15 protein-coding genes, 1 tRNA gene and 1 pseudogene are annotated in these 18423 nt (G+C 40.8%); 14 read left to right on the forward strand and 3 right to left on the reverse strand.

Going from position 1 to position 18423, the window contains the following annotated elements; genetic code table 11:
* Positions 1–164: 164 nt before the first annotated feature.
* Positions 165–3539 (forward strand): glycosyltransferase family 2 protein, encoded by a 3375-nt coding sequence (locus tag BFS05_RS04060; protein WP_103084715.1) that lies wholly within the window; start codon positions 165–167, stop codon positions 3537–3539.
* Positions 3526–5367 carry a DUF5719 family protein gene (locus BFS05_RS04065; protein ID WP_103084716.1) on the forward strand — a complete coding sequence of 614 codons (1842 nt, stop codon included), beginning with the start codon at positions 3526–3528 and terminating at the stop codon, positions 5365–5367. Before BFS05_RS04060 ends, BFS05_RS04065 begins: the two co-directional genes overlap by 14 nt.
* Positions 5368–5405: 38 nt before the next feature.
* Here the strand turns inward: BFS05_RS04065 and BFS05_RS04070 are convergent, their stop codons facing one another.
* The 3 genes from BFS05_RS04070 to BFS05_RS06800 all read right to left on the reverse strand — a co-directional run bounded on the left by BFS05_RS04070 (position 5406) and on the right by BFS05_RS06800 (position 7661).
* Positions 5406–5834: a metallopeptidase family protein gene (locus BFS05_RS04070; protein ID WP_103084717.1), complete on the reverse strand. Its 429-nt coding sequence runs from the start codon at positions 5832–5834 to the stop codon at positions 5406–5408.
* Positions 5835–6355: 521 nt separating this feature from the next.
* Positions 6356–7189: an HAD hydrolase family protein gene (locus tag BFS05_RS04075; RefSeq protein ID WP_103084718.1), complete on the reverse strand. Its 834-nt coding sequence runs from the start codon at positions 7187–7189 to the stop codon at positions 6356–6358.
* 109 nt (positions 7190–7298) lie between these two features.
* On the reverse strand, positions 7299–7661 hold the full coding sequence (locus BFS05_RS06800; protein WP_180978592.1) for a ComF family protein: 363 nt from the start codon (positions 7659–7661) through the stop codon (positions 7299–7301).
* On the opposite strand from BFS05_RS06800, the gene BFS05_RS06805 reads away from it, so the two are divergent.
* The 12 genes and pseudogenes from BFS05_RS06805 (at position 7570) to BFS05_RS04135 (ending at position 17564) form a co-directional block, all read left to right on the forward strand.
* Positions 7570–7893, forward strand: coding sequence for a hypothetical protein (locus tag BFS05_RS06805; RefSeq protein WP_180978607.1), 324 nt, complete (start codon positions 7570–7572; stop codon positions 7891–7893). The two genes, BFS05_RS06800 and BFS05_RS06805, sit on opposite strands and share 92 nt — an antisense overlap.
* 484 nt (positions 7894–8377) lie before the next feature.
* Positions 8378–9139 carry a ribonuclease PH gene (gene rph, locus BFS05_RS04085; protein ID WP_103084720.1) on the forward strand — a complete coding sequence of 254 codons (762 nt, stop codon included), beginning with the start codon at positions 8378–8380 and terminating at the stop codon, positions 9137–9139.
* Positions 9140–9174: 35 nt separating this feature from the next.
* Positions 9175–9861: a non-canonical purine NTP pyrophosphatase gene (locus tag BFS05_RS04090; protein WP_103084721.1), complete on the forward strand. Its 687-nt coding sequence runs from the start codon at positions 9175–9177 to the stop codon at positions 9859–9861.
* 227 nt (positions 9862–10088) lie between these two features.
* Positions 10089–11108: a DMT family transporter gene (locus BFS05_RS04095; protein ID WP_103084828.1), complete on the forward strand. Its 1020-nt coding sequence runs from the start codon at positions 10089–10091 to the stop codon at positions 11106–11108.
* A 116-nt stretch (positions 11109–11224) separates the two neighbouring features.
* Positions 11225–12241 (forward strand): ribose-phosphate diphosphokinase, encoded by a 1017-nt coding sequence (locus BFS05_RS04100; RefSeq protein ID WP_103084722.1) that lies wholly within the window; start codon positions 11225–11227, stop codon positions 12239–12241.
* Between the two features lie 139 nt (positions 12242–12380).
* Positions 12381–12677: a 30S ribosomal protein S6 gene (gene rpsF, locus BFS05_RS04105; protein WP_103084723.1), complete on the forward strand. Its 297-nt coding sequence runs from the start codon at positions 12381–12383 to the stop codon at positions 12675–12677.
* Positions 12678–12832: 155 nt separating this feature from the next.
* A complete protein-coding gene (locus BFS05_RS04110) occupies positions 12833–13465 on the forward strand; it encodes a single-stranded DNA-binding protein (protein WP_103084724.1) in 633 nt (210 codons plus the stop codon).
* 112 nt (positions 13466–13577) lie between these two features.
* Entirely contained in the window at positions 13578–13826 is a 249-nt protein-coding gene (rpsR, locus tag BFS05_RS04115) for a 30S ribosomal protein S18 (RefSeq protein WP_103084725.1), read from the forward strand.
* 16 nt (positions 13827–13842) lie between these two features.
* On the forward strand, positions 13843–14289 hold the full coding sequence (gene rplI / locus BFS05_RS04120) for a 50S ribosomal protein L9 (protein ID WP_103084726.1): 447 nt from the start codon (positions 13843–13845) through the stop codon (positions 14287–14289).
* Between the two features lie 1100 nt (positions 14290–15389).
* Positions 15390–16268, forward strand: a pseudogene (locus BFS05_RS07010) (Mbeg1-like protein); the annotation flags it as partial.
* A gap of 56 nt (positions 16269–16324) precedes the next feature.
* On the forward strand, positions 16325–17284 hold the full coding sequence (gene truA / locus BFS05_RS04130; RefSeq protein WP_103084727.1) for a tRNA pseudouridine(38-40) synthase TruA: 960 nt from the start codon (positions 16325–16327) through the stop codon (positions 17282–17284).
* A gap of 193 nt (positions 17285–17477) precedes the next feature.
* Positions 17478–17564 (forward strand) — tRNA-Ser (locus BFS05_RS04135).
* The last annotated feature ends 859 nt before the right edge of the window (positions 17565–18423 follow it).

The following is an 18423-nucleotide window of genomic DNA, read 5'->3' on the forward strand; positions in this document are numbered from 1 at the left end:
TTGGTAAACAAACTCGGGGGAATGTTCTTAGTTTTGTGTACTTAGCGCATACGAAACTCAGGCAGGTCGTAGCGATAGCTTCTACTCTGTGTCAGATCCTTCAATTCGCTCGTTTTATTGCAATAAACACTTGTAGTTACATACCCCTTGCGTACACTGTAACTATGGATTCAATAATCGCTGATGTAGATAAGCTCGAACATGACGTTCTTCGCGCTTTTGCTAGTCTTAAAAAAGCAAAGCCTCGAGGTGTTGACTCGTCTATTATGGCAATGATGTGTCTTGAGCGAGATACGCGATTTTATAAAGAAACATTACGCGCTTTATCTGATCAAACAGTGCTCCCAGGCACTATTGTTATAGTCGATTGCGCTAGACGAACTAGCAAAATCAAAAGAGCTAATGTTAGTGTTTGCTGTGCTTCTTCGGCTTTAAGCGACATGATGAATCATGAACTTGCTTATAAAGGGCATTATAACGAGAATTATAAAGAACATTATAAGAAGAACTATAAAGAGAACTATAAAGAGCGTGAATATGGTTCATCTTTGGATTCGTATAACAAAAAAATACAGATAATTATTGTCCCTGTAACAGCAGCACGATCTTTTGGCGATGCTATAGATAAAGCTTTACACAAGTTAATGCCATGCACCGGCGTAAAAGCAATGTGGCTTTTACACGATGATTCGCGTCCAGCTGATTCGCATTGTTTGGAACATTTAAGAGAAACATGGCGAAACACTCCAACAGCATCTGTTTTAGGAGCTAAGCAAGTTGATTGGGATGGAAAGATTTTACACAACGTTGGAATGTACGCATGGCATCATAGTTTGCATTCTTTAACTGTTGAAGGCGAATTAGATCAAGAGCAATACGATAACAGAGGGGATGTTTTTAGCGTATCTCTTGCTGGAGCGCTTGTTCCATTAAGTACTTGGCAACTTATGCATGGTGTTCAGCCGTGGATGACAACTTTCGGTGAATCTCGTGATTTTTGTCGTCGTGTTTGCTTGAATGGTGGGCGAGTAGTTGTTGTTCCATCTGCTCGAATTGCGCATAGGCGAGCGCGTTTTGAAGGAATTCGTACTCGAAGTGGGGATGCTCGTCCTGAAGAAAAATCAGGTATGATTCATGGTATAGCTGCCTCACTTAAAGCTTTACAACGTTATCGTTATACGGATATTCGTATCATCTTATGGCCGCTTATTTGGCTTATAAGTGTTCCATCTTCCTTAATCATGGCTTTGCAATCTTTATTTGTTAAACAGCCTTATATCGCTTTAGTGAGATTGTGGCTTCCATGGCAAGCTTTGTTGCAATTGCCTAGTGCGTTTTTCGTGCGATTCCGCGTCGCTAGATCTACTAGAGTATCTTTAAAGAATTTAAGTGCTCTTGTTGCAGATCGTAAACAAATATCAGTATGGAAAGATCGTTGTGCGGCGTATCTTTCTCAAAAACGTGGTGTATTGCTTGGCCCTCTTGCAAGAAAACATTTGCATAAAAGAATCTTATTGCGCTGGAGTGCTGCGTTAGTTGCTGCGTTAGTAGTATTTTGTGCGGTTGCTGTATTTTATGGGCATTCGTGGCGAGAAATTATAGAAGGCTCGACTATTTATACTCAGCAGTGGATTCCTACCGGATCTAGCATGAGCCAATTATGGAAGGCTGCGACTGGCGCGTGGATGCCTGATAACGGATTTGGTCCGGCTATACCGCCTTCTCCGTTGCTGTTGATGTGGACTATTGCCTCCGCTTTTACATTTGGAAATCCAGGATTAGCTGTTACATTAGCATTCTTCCTTTCGGCTCCAGCAATGTTATTGAGTTTCTGGGCTTTCGCTGGAGTGTTTACAAGATCTGATTCAGTTCGAGTTTGCTCTGGAATTTGCTGGACTGTTTTAGCAATGGCTTTCGGCTTATTTGCTCGTGGAGATTTGCCTATGTTGATCTTCATGGTATTTTTGCCAGCTGCCTTTGCGTTTGCTTTCCACGCTGTTGGAATGTATGTTACAGAAGATCCTGTTAAGCCTGTTCCTTCTACTCAATCCGCAGCTTGTGCTTCATTGTGCTTTATGGTTGCTGTTGCAGCTCAGCCGCAGTTGCTAATAGCTTTGTTTGTAATTTTCGTAGTTGCAATAGTAATGGTGAAGTCGCATAGGCCAATGTTGGCTCTTATGCCTATTCCGTCGATTTTAGTGTGCTTGCCAACTTTAGGAAGTGTTGTTAGATATTACAACGCTGGAATGTGGCGTCAAATATTTGGATCTATGTCTTTAGTTCATAGCGGTATTCAAGGCGTTCCGCGAACTGATGGATATGTTGACATATTATTGCGCGCTTTTAATATGAATGCAGGATATTCAAATGCGGGATATTCTTTTGCTTCTTCATATAATCCGCTACTTTCGCTTCGCGGAATAATTATGATTGTTTTTGCAATCATAGCTGTTGTTATGGCTATTGCTTCTCTTGCGCTGCCATTCGCATTGCGTGTTTCGCGCGTAATGTGGGGCGTAATAATATCTGGTATGGTTCTTTCCCTCATTTCTGTAAGAATCGTAGTTGGACAAGATGAGTTTGGGCCTGTTGCAGGTAGTGCTTTGCCTGGAGTAGTGCTTTCAGCTATTGGCGTTTTGGCGTGCATATGCATGGTAGCTGGTCATGCCGTTAGTCGTTTTGAGCCTTTAAAAGTTAAGAATATTAAAGTTTCTGACGGGGTATATAAAACTCGTGCTGATAGGCGTGCTGCTATGCGTAAATCTGCCGAGTTGGTTTTGAAAAAAATCGCATATTGCGCTAGAGGACTTTTAGCTTGTGGAATATTTGCTATGGCCATTCTATTAGCTATTTTTGCTATTCTTAGCGGACCTTTAAGCTCTGTTAATTCAAGTGATAATGGTTTGCCTATGGTTGTTGTCGATTATCTTAATAAAGACAGTAATCGTAGAGTTTTAGCGGTTCGAGCTATTAGCGATAGAGATGTTGAGGTTGCTATTATGCGTACTTCTAGAGGTGATTCTATTGACGAATCGCCTGCTTTGCGCGTGCGCAACGTTCTATATGGCATGTCTAAAAACGATATTACGCTTTCCAGAACAGTTGCTAAATTACTTTCGCATGCTGATTCTGGTGCTATTTCTACTTTAGAGCAGCTTGGATTTGGCGGTATTTACGTAGTGGATGATTCGTCTCAAGCTAAAAAGTACGCCACAAATTCATTGTTATATGGTGAAAATTTTGCAGATAAATCAGCAACGGATCGTTTTATTACTAATGTGAATGCTTCTGAATCAACTCAGCTTGTTGTAAGTTCACATCAAGGAACGTATTTGCGTTTTGACAATCCTGTTTCTTACAAATCTAAATCTTCGTTCTATTACAATATGCGTCCTTTAGCTTGGAGAAAGTCTTGGATGACAGTTTGTGGAATTGTGTTCATAATGTATTGCTTAGTTGCAGTTCCTCGATTTGGTCAGCATAACGTGTTAGAGCGTGCTGATGATGAGCGAGAGGAGAGTATTGATGAGTTGGCGTAAAAAGGATAGAGAGAATAGCGCGGATAGTGCGGATAGCTCGGATAGCGAGAATATCGATAATATCGCGGATATTGCGGATAGATCAGATAGTGCAGATATTGAGAATGTTGAGCGCGATAGCATCACTGAAAATAAAGATCTAAGTGAAAGCGAAGACCTCAGTGAGAACAATAACCTCAGCGAGAATAGGGATTCTAGTGAGCATAAAGCTTTAGGCCAGCATAGAGATAATTCTCCTGAAACAGAATCTCAAAGAAAGCGTCATCTTCACAATATAGGCATTGTTTTTCTATCTTCTATAAGTGCAATAATTCTTATAGTAGTTTCTCTTATTCTCGCAACTATGCAAATTTATCCAAACGTTGTAGATAGTGGAGTGCGTTCAAGCACTTCCGTAACTCAACAAGTTGGAGCAACAAGCTTAAAAATGGTTTGCCCAGCGCGATTATCAGTATCTGAATCTTCTGATTACGGCGATAAAGAATATAGAGAATCAGATGGAAACTCTACTTCTATGTCTCGTTTTGCTGCATTTGGGAATGTTTATCGTGCTACTGTACGAAATTCTAAAGATGGTGACGATTCAGCTTCTTCGTTAGATTCTGTTGAAAACAGTGATGATTATGAAGATGGCGAAAATAATGAAAGTGACGAGAGTAAAAATTCCAGCAGCAATATTACTTTTATCGCTTCTAAAAATATAGATAAAGATTCGCAAGTTTTAGAAGGAAGATTATCTCAATCGGATTCTGGAACAGGAATTGCCGCATCCTCCGCTTCATGGTCAACTAATGGGGATCTTCGAGGATTATCTGCATCATCTTGTATTAATGCTACTCGAAGCCAAACTTTCTTAGCTCCTGAAACTGAAACTGGTACGTTAATGCGTTTAGTTTCAGTAAATACTTCGTCTAAGTCAACTATTGTGCAAGTTAGGATGTGGTCTGTTGAAAGTGGAAGTAATTTAATTACTCCATCTACTGGTAGCGCTTTTACTGTGCCAGCTCATAGTGAATCTTATTTTGATATTTCTGCAGCCGCTCCGAATTCTAAAGGCTTGTATATTCAAGTTTTAAGCGAACAAACTCCTGTTGCTTCGTTTATACAAGTGCGTAAAATGCAAGGATTAACTGTTAAAGGCGTGGATGTTATTCAGCCATTGCAAGCTGATTCAAAGTCTGCTCTTATACCTGGTGTTATTAAATCAGATAACGCAAAGTTATATTTATGGTCTAAAACTACTAGCAAAGTGAATGTATCTTGGGTTGGCGAATCTGGTTCTAAGACTGTTAATAATTTGCTTCTTGAAGGTAAAAAGTTGCAAATAGTGGATCTTGGAAAAGTTCCGGAAAAGGTAAGTGCTTTAAAAGTTGAAGCGAACAATCCTGTTTTCTCTATGGTTTCTATAAATCGTTCTGGCGAATCAGGTCAGGAAGATTTAGCTTTTGCTGAACCGGTGCATTCGCAAGGATATAGTGCTTTAGTCACGCCTGTTAAATCCGAAGAAACAACTTTGTATTTTGCTTCTGCTGACTCTAGTGAATCAACTGTGCACTTGCGTGTTTTCGACGATAAAGGTGCTCTTATAGCAAGAAAAACTTTGGTTGTTCCGGCTGATAGTTCGATTGAATTGGAAGCTAAAGATTTTGGAGATAAGGCTGTTGTGTTTGAAGCTGATTCAAAATCGAAAGTATCTTTTGCTGCGCGTATTCATAAAAAAGAAGTCGATGACGCGCATCTTGCAGGTATATCGTGGATTAGATCTCAATCGTTGGAGCCGCAACAAGTTTCTATAAAAGTTACGGAAACGCAAAGAGTAGTTAAATAAGTTTTAAGGCTAGCTTTTTGGCTAGCCTTTTGTTTTGCTTAAAAACCCCAATCTGGATCTATTTCTTCAGGTCTTCTGCCGTATAGTTGCGCTAATCGCTGAACCATTTCATCCCGAATCGCGTAATTTAATTCTGATCTACTTGTGACATGCGTGCATAAAGGCATGCGATAAAGTACGATTCTTGGCGGCATTCCATGACTTGCGGGGAAGCATTGAGACATTATTCTACGATTATTTTCCCATATGATAGGCTGCGATGGCGGCATGTCTTCTACTGCAAATTGGACGTTTTTCATAAGATCATGCCAGGCTCCGTTAAGCCTACGTATTTGAGAGGCGACCATAGCGTCAAACATTCCGCTTGCAGTTCTATATTTTGGAAGTCTTGTGCCGAACATAGGTGCTCGCATACCGCGTCCATGACGGTTTCTATAGCGGCGTTGATCCCAGATTAAAGTCGTCATATTCTACAATGTAAATTACCCTATAGATTTACTTACCCAACCTGCTTTGCTATTCATAAGGCAGAGATTTGAGATTTTTCGCAGCGAATAGAACTTGACTTCAAGTAAACAAAATCAAGAACACTTCCCCGATTTTGTTTACCGACACGCGCTCTAAGTCCACAAAATCAAGAACACTTCCCCGATTTTGTTTACTTATCTGGTACCTAAGTCCACAAAACCAAGAACAGGATGCAAGTGAGGGACGGGTGTTGCTTGGTCGAGCAATATAAGAGTGGAGCGATTCTAAATAAACTCCCACATAATCCAATCCTATTGGGAATCAAAACTTAACTAAGAATCCAAACACTAGTAGCACAAGCATAAAAACCATGTTCCTTACGAGAGCGTAACGTCTGCGAGACAAGTAATCCTTATTCCTCACCGCCACAGCCATATCCTCGTTTGCTATGAGAGAAACTCCGACAACTCAACAACACTAAAATGGATTTTAAAGTACACTCTGTTGCCATTTGAGATTCTCAAAGTTTATGTGAAAATCTAATAGCTTTTAGCACTTCTTTGCACAGCGAAAAAGTATCTTGAGGATTCCGTACTTCCACAGCAAGCGCACCGGTGAAGGCTGTAGGATAATCATTCCCACCTTCGCACATACGATCGCCTATGAACACGGTATCCATTATGTCTATTGAGCAAAAATCGGCAAGAGCGAGTAATGCATGAGCTTTATCATCTCCCATGCAATAAACGTCAACGCTTGTGTCGCCTCCGGAGCGAACGGCAAAATCCGGCAAATCTTTTGCTATTGCTTTAGTTAGCTCATTTTTCAAAAGTCCTTGAGGATCCCATGCTTTTTTGCGATTTGCAGGAGCTTGTTGTCCTAGTGCTGAGAACGTGATTTGACTTCCGCGGTTTTCAATTTGCTCGCCCCACAAATCAGGATCGCCTTTTTCTTTTAGTAATCCTAATTTATGAGCGTGGAAACGTATAACTTCTGTTATTCTTTTTGCATCTTCAGGTGAAATATTATGCGCGTAAACGCAATATAGTTTTCCATCATTGTCAATGCGGTAATATCGCGTGCCGTTTGTTGGCATAATATGGCAATTTTCGAGTTTTACATATGGATTAAGTACGTCTAGAACTTGGCTTTTAACTAATCCTAAGCATCCTCCGGTGATGATTGCGATTGGTTTTATGCACATTAAGTCGCTTAAAATCGAAGCCATGTCTGGTAGCATTGGTTGCCTTGAGCACGCTAAAGTGTTATCTAAATCGAAAGCTATAAGCGATGATTGGGCTATGCGTTGTGCAAGAAAATCCTCATTGCAATCATGCACTATAGCTTCTAACACCGCCGGCTCCTTAGCTTATTAATTAACGCAACTATTAACTATTTCAGTATTACATATAATTTTAATCTTGGAAATTAACTTGCGAATTATGATACATCATGATGAATTATTATGCTATTTTTTGTGGAGTAATCGCCAAAGCAAATCCTGTTAATACTTCTGCGCCGGATTTTCTAAGTGAAATTGCACAGTTTGTCATAGTGGATCCGCTTGTAACAATATCGTCTACTATTATCACTTTTTTGCCTTTTACTAGCGATTTTGTTACGTTAAATGCGTGTGTTGTGCGTTCTGCTCTACCTTTGATTCCAGATGTTTGTACAGATTTATTGCTCACATTTTTACGCATTTGAATAGCGCAGCAAACGCGTGCGTTTATTTTGTTATTTTTTAGATTTGATGCGATTGCTTTCGCGAGTGGTAATACGTGTTTTCTGCCTCGTTTTCGTGATGATTTTTTAGAAGATGGCATTGGAATTATTAGGATTTCATCCGAGTGTTTGCTTGAGTTTCTTCTTGAGCGTGTGATTGTGTTTGAGCGCGTGCTTGTGTTTGAGTGCGTGCTTGAGCTTGAGTGCGTGCTTGAGCTTGAGTGCGTGCTTGAGCTTGTATTTGCTATTTTTAATTTTGAATTTGATATCACATTTAAAGCTAAAGAAGATATTAAGTTAGAAAAAGGAGTATCGCATTCAACGTCATTGTGATCTTTCCATAAAAGTATTGCTTTTCTAACGTTGTTTTCGTATAAGCCGCAAGCATATAATTTCCCATACTCGCTTCCAGGAAAATCTTTGCTATAAATGTTACTTAACGAGTTTTTGCAAGTATCGCATAAAATTTCATCCGGCTTATTGCATCCTGCACATCCTCTTGGAAGAAGTATTTTTGTTATAGATTTCCATAATTCTTTCCAACTAGAGCAAAACCATCCGTGCGTGCGATTGCAAAGAGCGTAAGAATATTGTGCACAAGACCCCAATTCTTGTGCACGTTTTAATATGCGTCCTCCAACCATGTTTTTAGATTATTTACTTATTAATTTCCGGGCAAGAAAATTCTTTTATTGTGGTCGGAAGTTCGTGTATGTGGTCGGAAGTTGTATTTGTGGTCGGAGGTTCGTGCATGTAGTTAGAAGTACGTATATAAATTTTTCTAAGACATACCACTAGCATGGTAAATTTACACATTATGGCTCAAATTAAAGATATGTTGGGATTAGTTACGCCAATTCGCCCAGACGGTCGTGCTGTAGACGAATTACGTCCAGTTAAAATTACGCGCAATTTTACAAGTGTTCCGGAAGGATCCGTATTAATTGAGTGCGGAAATACACGAGTTATGTGCACTGCTACGTTCACAGTTGGAGTGCCACGCTGGCGTAGAGATTCAGGACTCGGCTGGGTTACTGCAGAATATTCTATGCTTCCGCGCGCTACTGCTGAGCGTACAGATCGTGAGTCTGTTAAGGGTAAAGTTGGAGGACGCACTCACGAAATTAGCCGACTTATTGGTCGATGCTTGCGAGGCGTAGTGGATATGAAAGCCATGGGTGAAACGCAAATACAAATCGATTGCGATGTTTTGCAAGCAGATGGTGGCACTCGTACAGCATCTGTAACAGGAGCGTATGTGGCTCTTGTTGACGCGTTGCGTTGGGCTGAAAAAAATAAGCATATTCATTCTGCGGATCGCGTGCTCACTGATTCTGTATCTGCTGTATCTGTTGGAGTAATAAATGGAACTCCTATGCTTGATTTGCCATATATAGAAGATAGTCAAGCTATGACAGATATGAATGTTGCTATGACTGGATCTGGAAACTTTATAGAAATACAAGGTACTGCAGAGCATCGTCCATTTAATCGCGATGAGTTAAACGTGTTATTAGATTTAGCTACTAAAGGAAACGTTGAACTTCAAGCTTTGCAGCGTAAAGCACTTGAAAACTAAAATTAATGTTTTAACTTTAAGTAAAAGGAGAGAAAGTGAAATTAGTAGTGGCCACGCATAACGAAGGTAAGCTTGTAGAAATTAAGCGTATACTTTCTGAGCAATGTGCAGATTTTGCAAATTGCATTAATCTTGTGACCGCTGGGTCTTTAGGTTTGCCTGATCCTGTTGAAACAGGTGTGACTTTTGAGCAGAATGCACTTCTAAAGGCCAGATTTGTAGCAGGTCTTACTGGCTGCCCGGCAATAGCAGATGATTCTGGAATAATCGTAGATATTTTAGGAGCTGCTCCAGGTGTGCTTTCTGCTAGGTGGAGCGGAGTGCACGGAGACGATCACGCAAATAATTCACTTCTTCTTAAACAACTTGAAGATATACCAGATCCTTGTCGTGCAGCGCGATTCCGTTGTGCTGTGGCTTTAGCAGTGCCAGAAGGATGCGATGAAATAGATCATGAAAGCATAATGAATCATTCTCATGGATTCGAGATTGTGCGATTTGGCGAAATGACTGGGCATCTTTTACACGAGGAACGCGGTGAAAACGGTTTTGGGTATGATCCGTTGTTTGTGCCAGATAATCAGCCTGTAAGAGATGGGGTTCAAATGGAAGGTTTGACTTCTGCTGAGCTTACAGCTGAAGAAAAAAATGCTATATCTCATAGGGGAAGAGCTTTGCGAGCTTTGCTTCCGGAGCTGAAAGCCATGTGCTCTACTAAGTAAAGCTCTACTAAGTTAAGCTTTTATAAGTAAAACTTTGCTTTGCTGGGTAAGACTTGGCTTTACTAAGTAAGACTTGGCTGGTGAAGCTTTACTTGTGGGGTTTGGCTAGTAGAGCTTGGCTAGTGGAGCTTAAAATTAGGTTTAGTGAACCAGGGGGGAACGTTATGTCTAAGTTTTTATTGAACAAAAAGTCTTGTGACACATCTTGCGAATCAGATAAAAATATTATGAATCGCAAGGAAGAGGATTCTAATGAAAACGCTTCTAAAGTCACCTCTGAAACTGCCTCTAAAACTTTTGATTCATCTAAATCTGCACAACTTGCCATCTCAAGCTCTCCGGATTCACCTAATCCTGCTTTTAGCTCCTCTGCTCGCACAATATTAATCGGCATGATTCTTACGCTTCTAGGCGGAGCGCTATGGGGCACTAATGCGACTGTGTCCAAAATACTTATGGCTGATTACCGAGTAAGCCCACTGCAAATCGCGTGCGTCAGACAGCTTGCTGCAGGAGTTTTATTTACAATAACAGCTAGTTTATGCGCGCGAAAACAATTATTAAGCGCTGCAAAATCAACTAAATCTTGGGGCATGTTCGCTTTAACCGGTATAGTATGCGTTTTACTAACTCAAGTATCATATTTATGGGCAATTGATTGCACTAATTCTGGAACAGCAACAGTATTACAAAGCTTAAATCTTGTTTTTGTGCTTGTATACGTGTGCTTAAGGAATAAGCGGCTTCCTATAATGCGCGAAAATATTGGCGTTTTACTAGCGTTTGTCGGTACTGCTTTAATGGCTACTGGTGGCGATTTTTCAAAGCTTTCGCTGCCTATTATGGGATTAGTATGGGGATTGTTAGATGCTGCTTCAACTGCAGCGCTCGCGATTATGCCAGTTAAACTTATTGCAAAATGGGGAAATTTAACTATTAATGGCATTACTTTTATTATTGCCGGATTGATTTTATTGCCTTTTGTGCGACCGTGGGAAACGATGCCGCCTCTTGATTGGAGAGGTATTGCGCTTTTCACATTCACTGTTGTAGGCGGTACTTTTGGAGCATACTGGCTGTTCCTTTCGGGTGTTATGCGAGTTGGTGCTGTACGCGGTACTTTGCTTGGGGCAAGTGAACCTGTTATGGCTGCGTTAACTGCTGTTCTTTTCACGGGAGCTGTGTTCTCGTGGGCTGATTTCGTTGGTTTTGCGCTTATTTTTATAATGATGACGCTTTTAAGATAGATTTTGTTTAGCTAGCGCTTGCTTGTTAGCTCGCTTATAAAATCGCCTATTTTTCTCACGACTTGCCCAGCTGGTAACATAAGTATTCGTATGTGCAATTGCGAAGGAAGGCTGATATGTCTACTATTCTTGAAGGTAAACCTACAAAGCAGTTAATGTTGGTAACTGGTAGAGCATACCCACAGCTTGCGGATGAAACAGCCCAATACCTTGGCATTGATGTACTTGAAACTACTGCTTACGATTTTGCTAACGGCGAGATGTACGTGCGCTTTACTCAGCCTGTTCGAGGAGCGGATGTATTCGTTTTGCAAGCTCATACGAATCCTATTAACAATTGGATTATGGAACAATTGCTTATGGTTGATTCTTTGCGTAGAGCTTCAGCCAGAAGCATTAATGTTGTAGCTCCATTCTTTGGCTATTCTCGTCAAGATAAAAAGCACCAAGGTAGAGAGCCTATTACAGCGCGATTAATGTTCGATTTGTTCCACGCAGCTGGCGCTACTCGTATTCTTACTGTAGATATGCATGCGGCTCAGGAGCAGGGATTCTTCGATGGTCCTGTGGATCATTTAACAGCTATGCCAGTGTTAATAGATTATGTTAGAAGCACTATGAAGCTTGATAATGCTACTATTGTTTCTCCAGATGCTGGGCGTATTAAGGTTTCCGAACAGTGGGCTGCTAAACTTGGCGGTTTGCCTTTAGCGTTTATTCATAAAACTCGCGATACAACTCGACCAAATCACGCTGAAGCGCATGGAATTATTGGCGATATTCAAGGACGCGATTGCATTGTTGTTGACGATATGATTGATACCGCAGGCACGATTTGTGAAGCTGTGCGCACTTTGCGTGAAGCTGGAGCTAAGTCTGTTACGCTTGTTGCAACGCATGCTTTACTTTCTGGTCCTGCTGTTGAAAGACTTAAGAATTGCGGTGCGCGAGAGATTATTTTGACTGATACTGTGCCTGTTCCAGAAGAAAAGCGTTTGAAGAATATGACCGTTCTTTCGATTGCTCCACTTTTGGCTGCTGGTATTAGATCCGTATTCCGCTATGGTTCGCTTGTTTCTTTGCGCAATGCTTTGCCTGAAGATATGAAGCAGAGGAATATTTACGCACACTGATTCGCTAATAAGCGTGCTTCCAGGTCTTCACTTTAAGTTATACTTAGCAAGTTATTCGTGTCTATATGAAATCGCGAATGATTGCAAACACACTCCTGCTGTGGAAATACCATAGCCGATAGTCCGAAGGAGGTGGGTGATGTCTGCACATAAGTATGAACTGATGTTCATTGCTAATCCAGAGCTTGATGAGCGTGGTCTTAAGAAGTTGACCGAGCAATATCTTGAGCTCGTCACCAAAGAGGGCGGTTCTGTTGATGGCACCGATTATTGGGGTCGTCGTAAGCTCGCTTACGAAATCAACGGTTACACCGAAGGTAATTATGCTGTTGTGAATTACACTGCCGAGCCATCTGTTAGCGATGAGCTTGATCGTGTTTTGAACCTTAATGAATCTGTAATCCGTACGAAGATTATTCGTAAGGATGCTAAGTAAACAGTAAATGCGGGTAAATAGCAGTGAAAGTATCTAGTAACTAGTAAATAAAACGATAGCTAGATTTAGAAAATCACTGTTAAAAGTAGATAAGTAAAGTCATATAAATCATATTCAAGTATTTGTGAGATCTTGAGATTAAAAGGGAGACTGATATGGCAGGTGAACCGATTCTTACAGTGGTGGGAAACCTCATTGCAGATCCTGAATTAAGGAATACGCCTAGTGGAGCATCTTTAGCTAGCTTTACTGTGGCTTCTACTCCTAGAACATACAATCGCAATTCTGGCAAATATGAAGATGGCGCTACGTTATTCATGCGTTGCACTGCTTGGAATGATTTAGCAACACATTGTGTTAATAGTATTCACAAGGGTGTTCGCGTAATCGTACAAGGCCGTGTAGTGCAGAATTCATTTGTCGCCAAAGATGGTTCTAAACGAAACACTATTGAAATGATTGTTGACGATATTGGTCCATCATTGCGTTATGCTACTGCTCAAGTAAATCGTATTGCTGCACATTCTGGTTTTGTTGGCAATACTAATGCTGGTCAGCAGGGTAGTGATTCTGGATTCAATAATGGTGCGTATGCTGGCGGCGGATATGCTGGCGGTGCGAATTACGCAAACGCTAATGCAACTGCTAATGGAATCTCCGCATCCATTCCAGGAAATGATGCTTCTGCTGAAGATCCTTGGAGTGCATCTGCTCCTTCAAATGATGGTTTTGCAACCTTTGGTGCAACATCAGATTTTGGCGGTGCAAACGATGAGCCTGAGTTCTAAGATAATCCTGAGTCCTAAATCGTTCTCGGAAATTTCTTAGTTTTCTTATTTGCTTATATTTACTAATAAATATTTAAACATCAGTTAAAACATATTTGAGAGAGGACATCCTATGTCACGCAAAAGGCCGCAACCACCGGTCAAGCCTTTCAAAAAGAAGCCAAATCCTTTGAAGGCTGCCAAGATTACAGAAATTGATTACAAGGACGTTGCATTGCTGCGTAAGTTCGTTTCGGACCGCGGTAAGATTCGTTCCCGTCGTATCACTGGTGTCACCGTACAGGAACAGCGCAAGATCTCGAAGGCCGTGAAGAACGCTCGCGAGATGGCTTTGCTTCCATACGCCACCACCGGTCGCTGATTGAGAGGATAAGAACATGGCTGAAACCAAGGTTATTCTCACCAAGACTGTTGCCAACCTCGGTCACTCCGGTGACGTTGTTGAAGTTAAGGCTGGTTATGCACGTAATTATTTGATTCCACAGGGCTTAGCTTTTGCTTGGAATAAGGGTGCTGCTTCACAAATTGAAGCAATGCGCCGCGCTCGTCTTGCTAAGGCTGTTGCTACCCGTGAAGAAGCTGTTGCTGCTAAGGCTCAGATTGAGGGTACTGTTGTGGAAATCGCTGCTAAGGTTTCCGAATCTGGCAAGCTCTTCGGTGGTGTTTCTGCAGATAAGATTGCTGCTGCTTTGGCTTCCAAGGCTAAAGTTGAAGCTCGTGCTATCAGCGTTGCCACTATTAAGACAACTGGTGAATTCCCAGCAACTGTTGCGTTGCATCCAGAAATCACCGCTTCTTTCACTGTGAAAGTTGTTGCTGAATAGTTTTTAAACGTGTTATAGCTTTCTAACGATTCTGCTTAATACGAGTGATTACGCTTAGAGTGTATTGCGCTTGTTGGCATGATTCGTTAGAAAGCAATCCATTTGGATTGATCTTAAGCATTAACCTCGTGCGTGTATGTAAGTTAAATTACAGCATGCTCGAGGTTTTTATTTATAAGACTTTAAATTATTAGCTTGTCAATTATTATAGAAATATGTCGAATATTCTTGATCTTATAAGCACTGATTTTCGTACTTTTGCGCAGCGGCCGTTTAATGCTACTGATTCTTTAGTTTTTTGCGAACTAGCATATTTACGCATGCCTAAGTCTGTGTCAAATTACAATTCGTCATCAAAAGGAATATCTACTGTTCCTATAACTGATCTGCTTCGAGCAGAAGAATATTCAAACATGTTTTCTTGCGGATCTCCTAAAGTAGACGAGTTCCGTTTGAATTTGTTAATGGCTGTTGTAGCAAATCCAAGATATCGTGGTTTGCGCATTGGAGAGTCGCTTGAGCGTTTCGACGATACTCTTGAACAACAATTTGCTGCTGTGACATTTGATCTTAGCGATTGCGAAGGCATAGATAGTTCTTTCCCAATGGAGCCAATAGTCGCGTCTGATTTTGCGAATAGTTTAGTGAAAAATTGGTTTAACGCAAATTATTCTTCGGAATCTAAAGATGATCTTAAGAAGCATGATTCACCTCAAAATAATTTAAGCAAAAATGATTTAATCAAAAATAACTTAATTAAAAATAATTACGCTGACTTGTATAAAGATTATGCCGATTTGTATAAATCTTCTTCTGACTTGTATAAAGATTCCAGCGTGAACGAATCTGAAAGTAGAAATACTTCTGATAATAATGCAGATGTTAATGCAGATAGTAACGCTGAGAGTAATGCTTCTGATATAAGTGGCGATGATAGTTCCAATTCGTATAACAATAATTCTGATAATAATTCAGTTAAATCAGGGGAAAATCCAGGATTCTTTACGAAGATAGCGCATAAGTTGGGTTGCGCATTATCTAAAATATTTAGCTTCAAATTATTCAAAAAGTCGAAGTCGAAGGAAGCTTATTCGGGCGCTCTTGTAGTGGCTTTCCGAGGCACTGACAATACGCTTGTAGGCTGGAAAGAAGACTTTAATATGGCTTTTCGCTGCCCGATACCAGCGCAGGAATCAGCTGAAGAATACTTGCTTTCTATAGCAAAAAGATCTTCTAAGAAACGATATAATTTGCATAAAGCGGTACCGCGTATTATTGTGGCAGGCCATTCAAAAGGCGGGAATATGGCCGTTTATGCAGCTATGAAGTTGAATTCCGGCAATTTGAACTCTTGTAAGTTAAAGCCGGGCAAGATGAAGCTTGATAAGTTGATCTCTGGTAAGTTTGGCTCTGATAAGTTGGGCTCCGGTAAATTGGACTCCGGTAATAAAAATAAAAATTCTGCAGATAATATTTTGTGCAATCGTCTTGAAAGAGTTTATTCAATGGACGGGCCGGGTTTTGCCTCAGATGTTATTAACATAGATATTTTTTCAGATTTGGTTCCAAAAATCGAAAAAATCGTGCCGTCGTCCGCCTTTATTGGTTTGTTAATGCCTGAAGGTTTGCCTTATAAAGTAACTGAAGCGGATTCTATAGGTCTTATGCAACATTTTGGCATGTATTGGCAAGTTAAGAATGGTGATTTTGCGTATTGTAATTCTGTAACTAAGCGCTCATTGGCTGTATCAAAAGTTGTGAATCGGTGGATGTCTGGCTTTGATTTTGATGAGCGTAAACGCAGAATTGAGAGTGTATATAATGCGCTTTCAAGTTTGGGATATCCTACTTTTGATGAAATATCTTCACATTGGTCTGAGATGCTGCCGAAATTGTGGCATATGACATCGCATATTGACGATAAGTCGCGCTCGCTTTTGCTTGACGTTTTGGCTGCAATTGCTGGTTTCGGGAAGTAAGTAAGTATTTTAGAAGTGTTTGGGAAGTAAGTAATTAACGCTTTAGGGGAGTGATTGTGAGGATTCGCTTGGATTTTGCCTATGATGGCAGCGATTTCTACGGTTGGGCTAAGCAGCCTACATTGCGTACTGTGCAAGGCGAATTGGAATCTGCTTTGCATAAAGTTTTGCGCGTTCCCGAGGGAGATGAGTCAGAGCCTTTAAGGCTTACGGTTGCTGGTCGTACAGATACTGGTGTTCATGCGGCTCATCAAGTTTGCCATTTAGACGTTTCGCAAAGTGTTTTAGAAAATTGCATTGGACACATGTCTTGTGATTCGTTAAGCGCGCTGGAGTATCGTTTGCGTCATGTATTGCCTGCAGATATTGCTATTCATAAAGTTAGTGAGGCTCCAGAGGGTTTTGATGCGCGTTTTTCTGCATTAGAACGCACGTATGTTTATAGGATTATTGACAATTCCGGTTTTGCGTTTGTTGATCCGCGCATGCGAGGATTTGTGCTGAAAATTGATTATGCTTTGGATGTCGATGCTATGAATCAGGCTGCCCAAATGATGGTTGGATTGCATGATTTTGGATCTTTCGCACGGCCAAATCCTGGTGGAACTACGATTCGCGAAGTTAAGAAAGCGTATTGGGAGCGGATTGTGGATTGTGGTAAGTCCAATACTTGTGCGCATGAGTGCTGTTCTTCTGTTTCTAATAATTTGGAGTCTGATGCTTTTTATCGCGTGCCTCCTTTGGAACAAGGTTTGCTTGAATTCACTATTGTTGCAGATGCTTTCGCGCATAATATGGTGCGCTCGCTTGTTAACGCGTCTGTGCAAATCGGCATGGGCAAGCGTACTTTAGACTGGTTTAATGAGAAGATTCATAATCCGATTCGAGAGGGTTCGACTGGCCCGATTGCTCCGCATGGTTTGACCTTGGAAAATGTTGCTTATCCGCCAGACGATGAGTTAGGTGTAAGAGCGGATGCGATTCGTGCGCGCCGCGAACTTTCTGAGTTGGGTTAGTTCTGGGTTGGGTGTGATGCGTTTGTGATTTCGTAGTTGTGGTGAGTTTGTGATTTAAGAGTTGGGGTGATTGGGCTTGCGATTCTTTATGTTGGTTGGTTTGCTGACTTCAGTTGGTTGTCATATTCACAGGTTGGTTTATAATAGAAAAGTTGCATTCGTTTACGCTTTTATTAAAGTGATTCGATGCATTGGATGAATGTCCGAGCGGTCTAAGGAGCACGCCTCGAAAGCGTGTGAGGGTTTACGCCCTCCGCGAGTTCAAATCTCGCTTCATCCGCAAGCAGGGTTTCTAGCAAATCGCTAGAAGCCCTTTTTTTTCATTCTGAAAACATTTGAAATATCAGTGGTGTGGGCCAAATATCAACGCTTTGGGCTTGTTTACAGGTTTTTTGTTTTAGCATTAAATATCATAGTTAAATTTGCAGGATTTTCCTATGTAATGTTGCTGAGTTGTCGGAGTTTCTCTCATAGCAGGCGCTTTGACTGAGCTTGAAATTGCATAATGCATTTCAAGCTCCTTCAAAGCGTGATTTGGCTTAATTGTGAAGCACAGTGCGCTTCACATGCCAAATCAGCCGAACGGCTATGCCGTGAGGATTAGCACTCACGTCCTCGCTTGCGTTGAAAGCGAGTGTATGGCTGTTGCTGTGAGGAATAAGGATTACTTGTCTCGCAGACGTTACGCTCTCGTGAGGAACATTGTCTTTATGCTTGTGCTACTAGTGTTTTGATTCTTAGTTAAGTTTTGATTCCCAATAGGATTGGATTATGTGAAGGTCTGTTTAGAATCGCTCCACTCTTATATTGCTCGACCAAGCAATCCTTATCCCTCACTAGTACCTGGTAATGCACACATAAGAACATGCATGTGCGAAAAATCTTAAATCTCTGCCTAAATAATGGAAAAGCATATTTTGTAAATTAAACTATTATTTTTTAATTACAAACGCTGTGTTTAAATGAATAATCATGTTTAAATAACCATAAAACACCTTGGTAATGTTGTCATAACAAATTTAGTGATAAAAATCACTGTATAAATAGTTTGAAATTCATGAATATTTTGGTATTGTGTACAACGTGTATCTGTAGTTTTCGCAAGTTTTCTTGTGAAATATATAAGAGCAAAATAGCAT

The organism is Gardnerella coleohominis (genome assembly GCF_002896555.1).
Lineage (GTDB): Bacteria > Actinomycetota > Actinomycetes > Actinomycetales > Bifidobacteriaceae > Bifidobacterium > Bifidobacterium vaginale_F.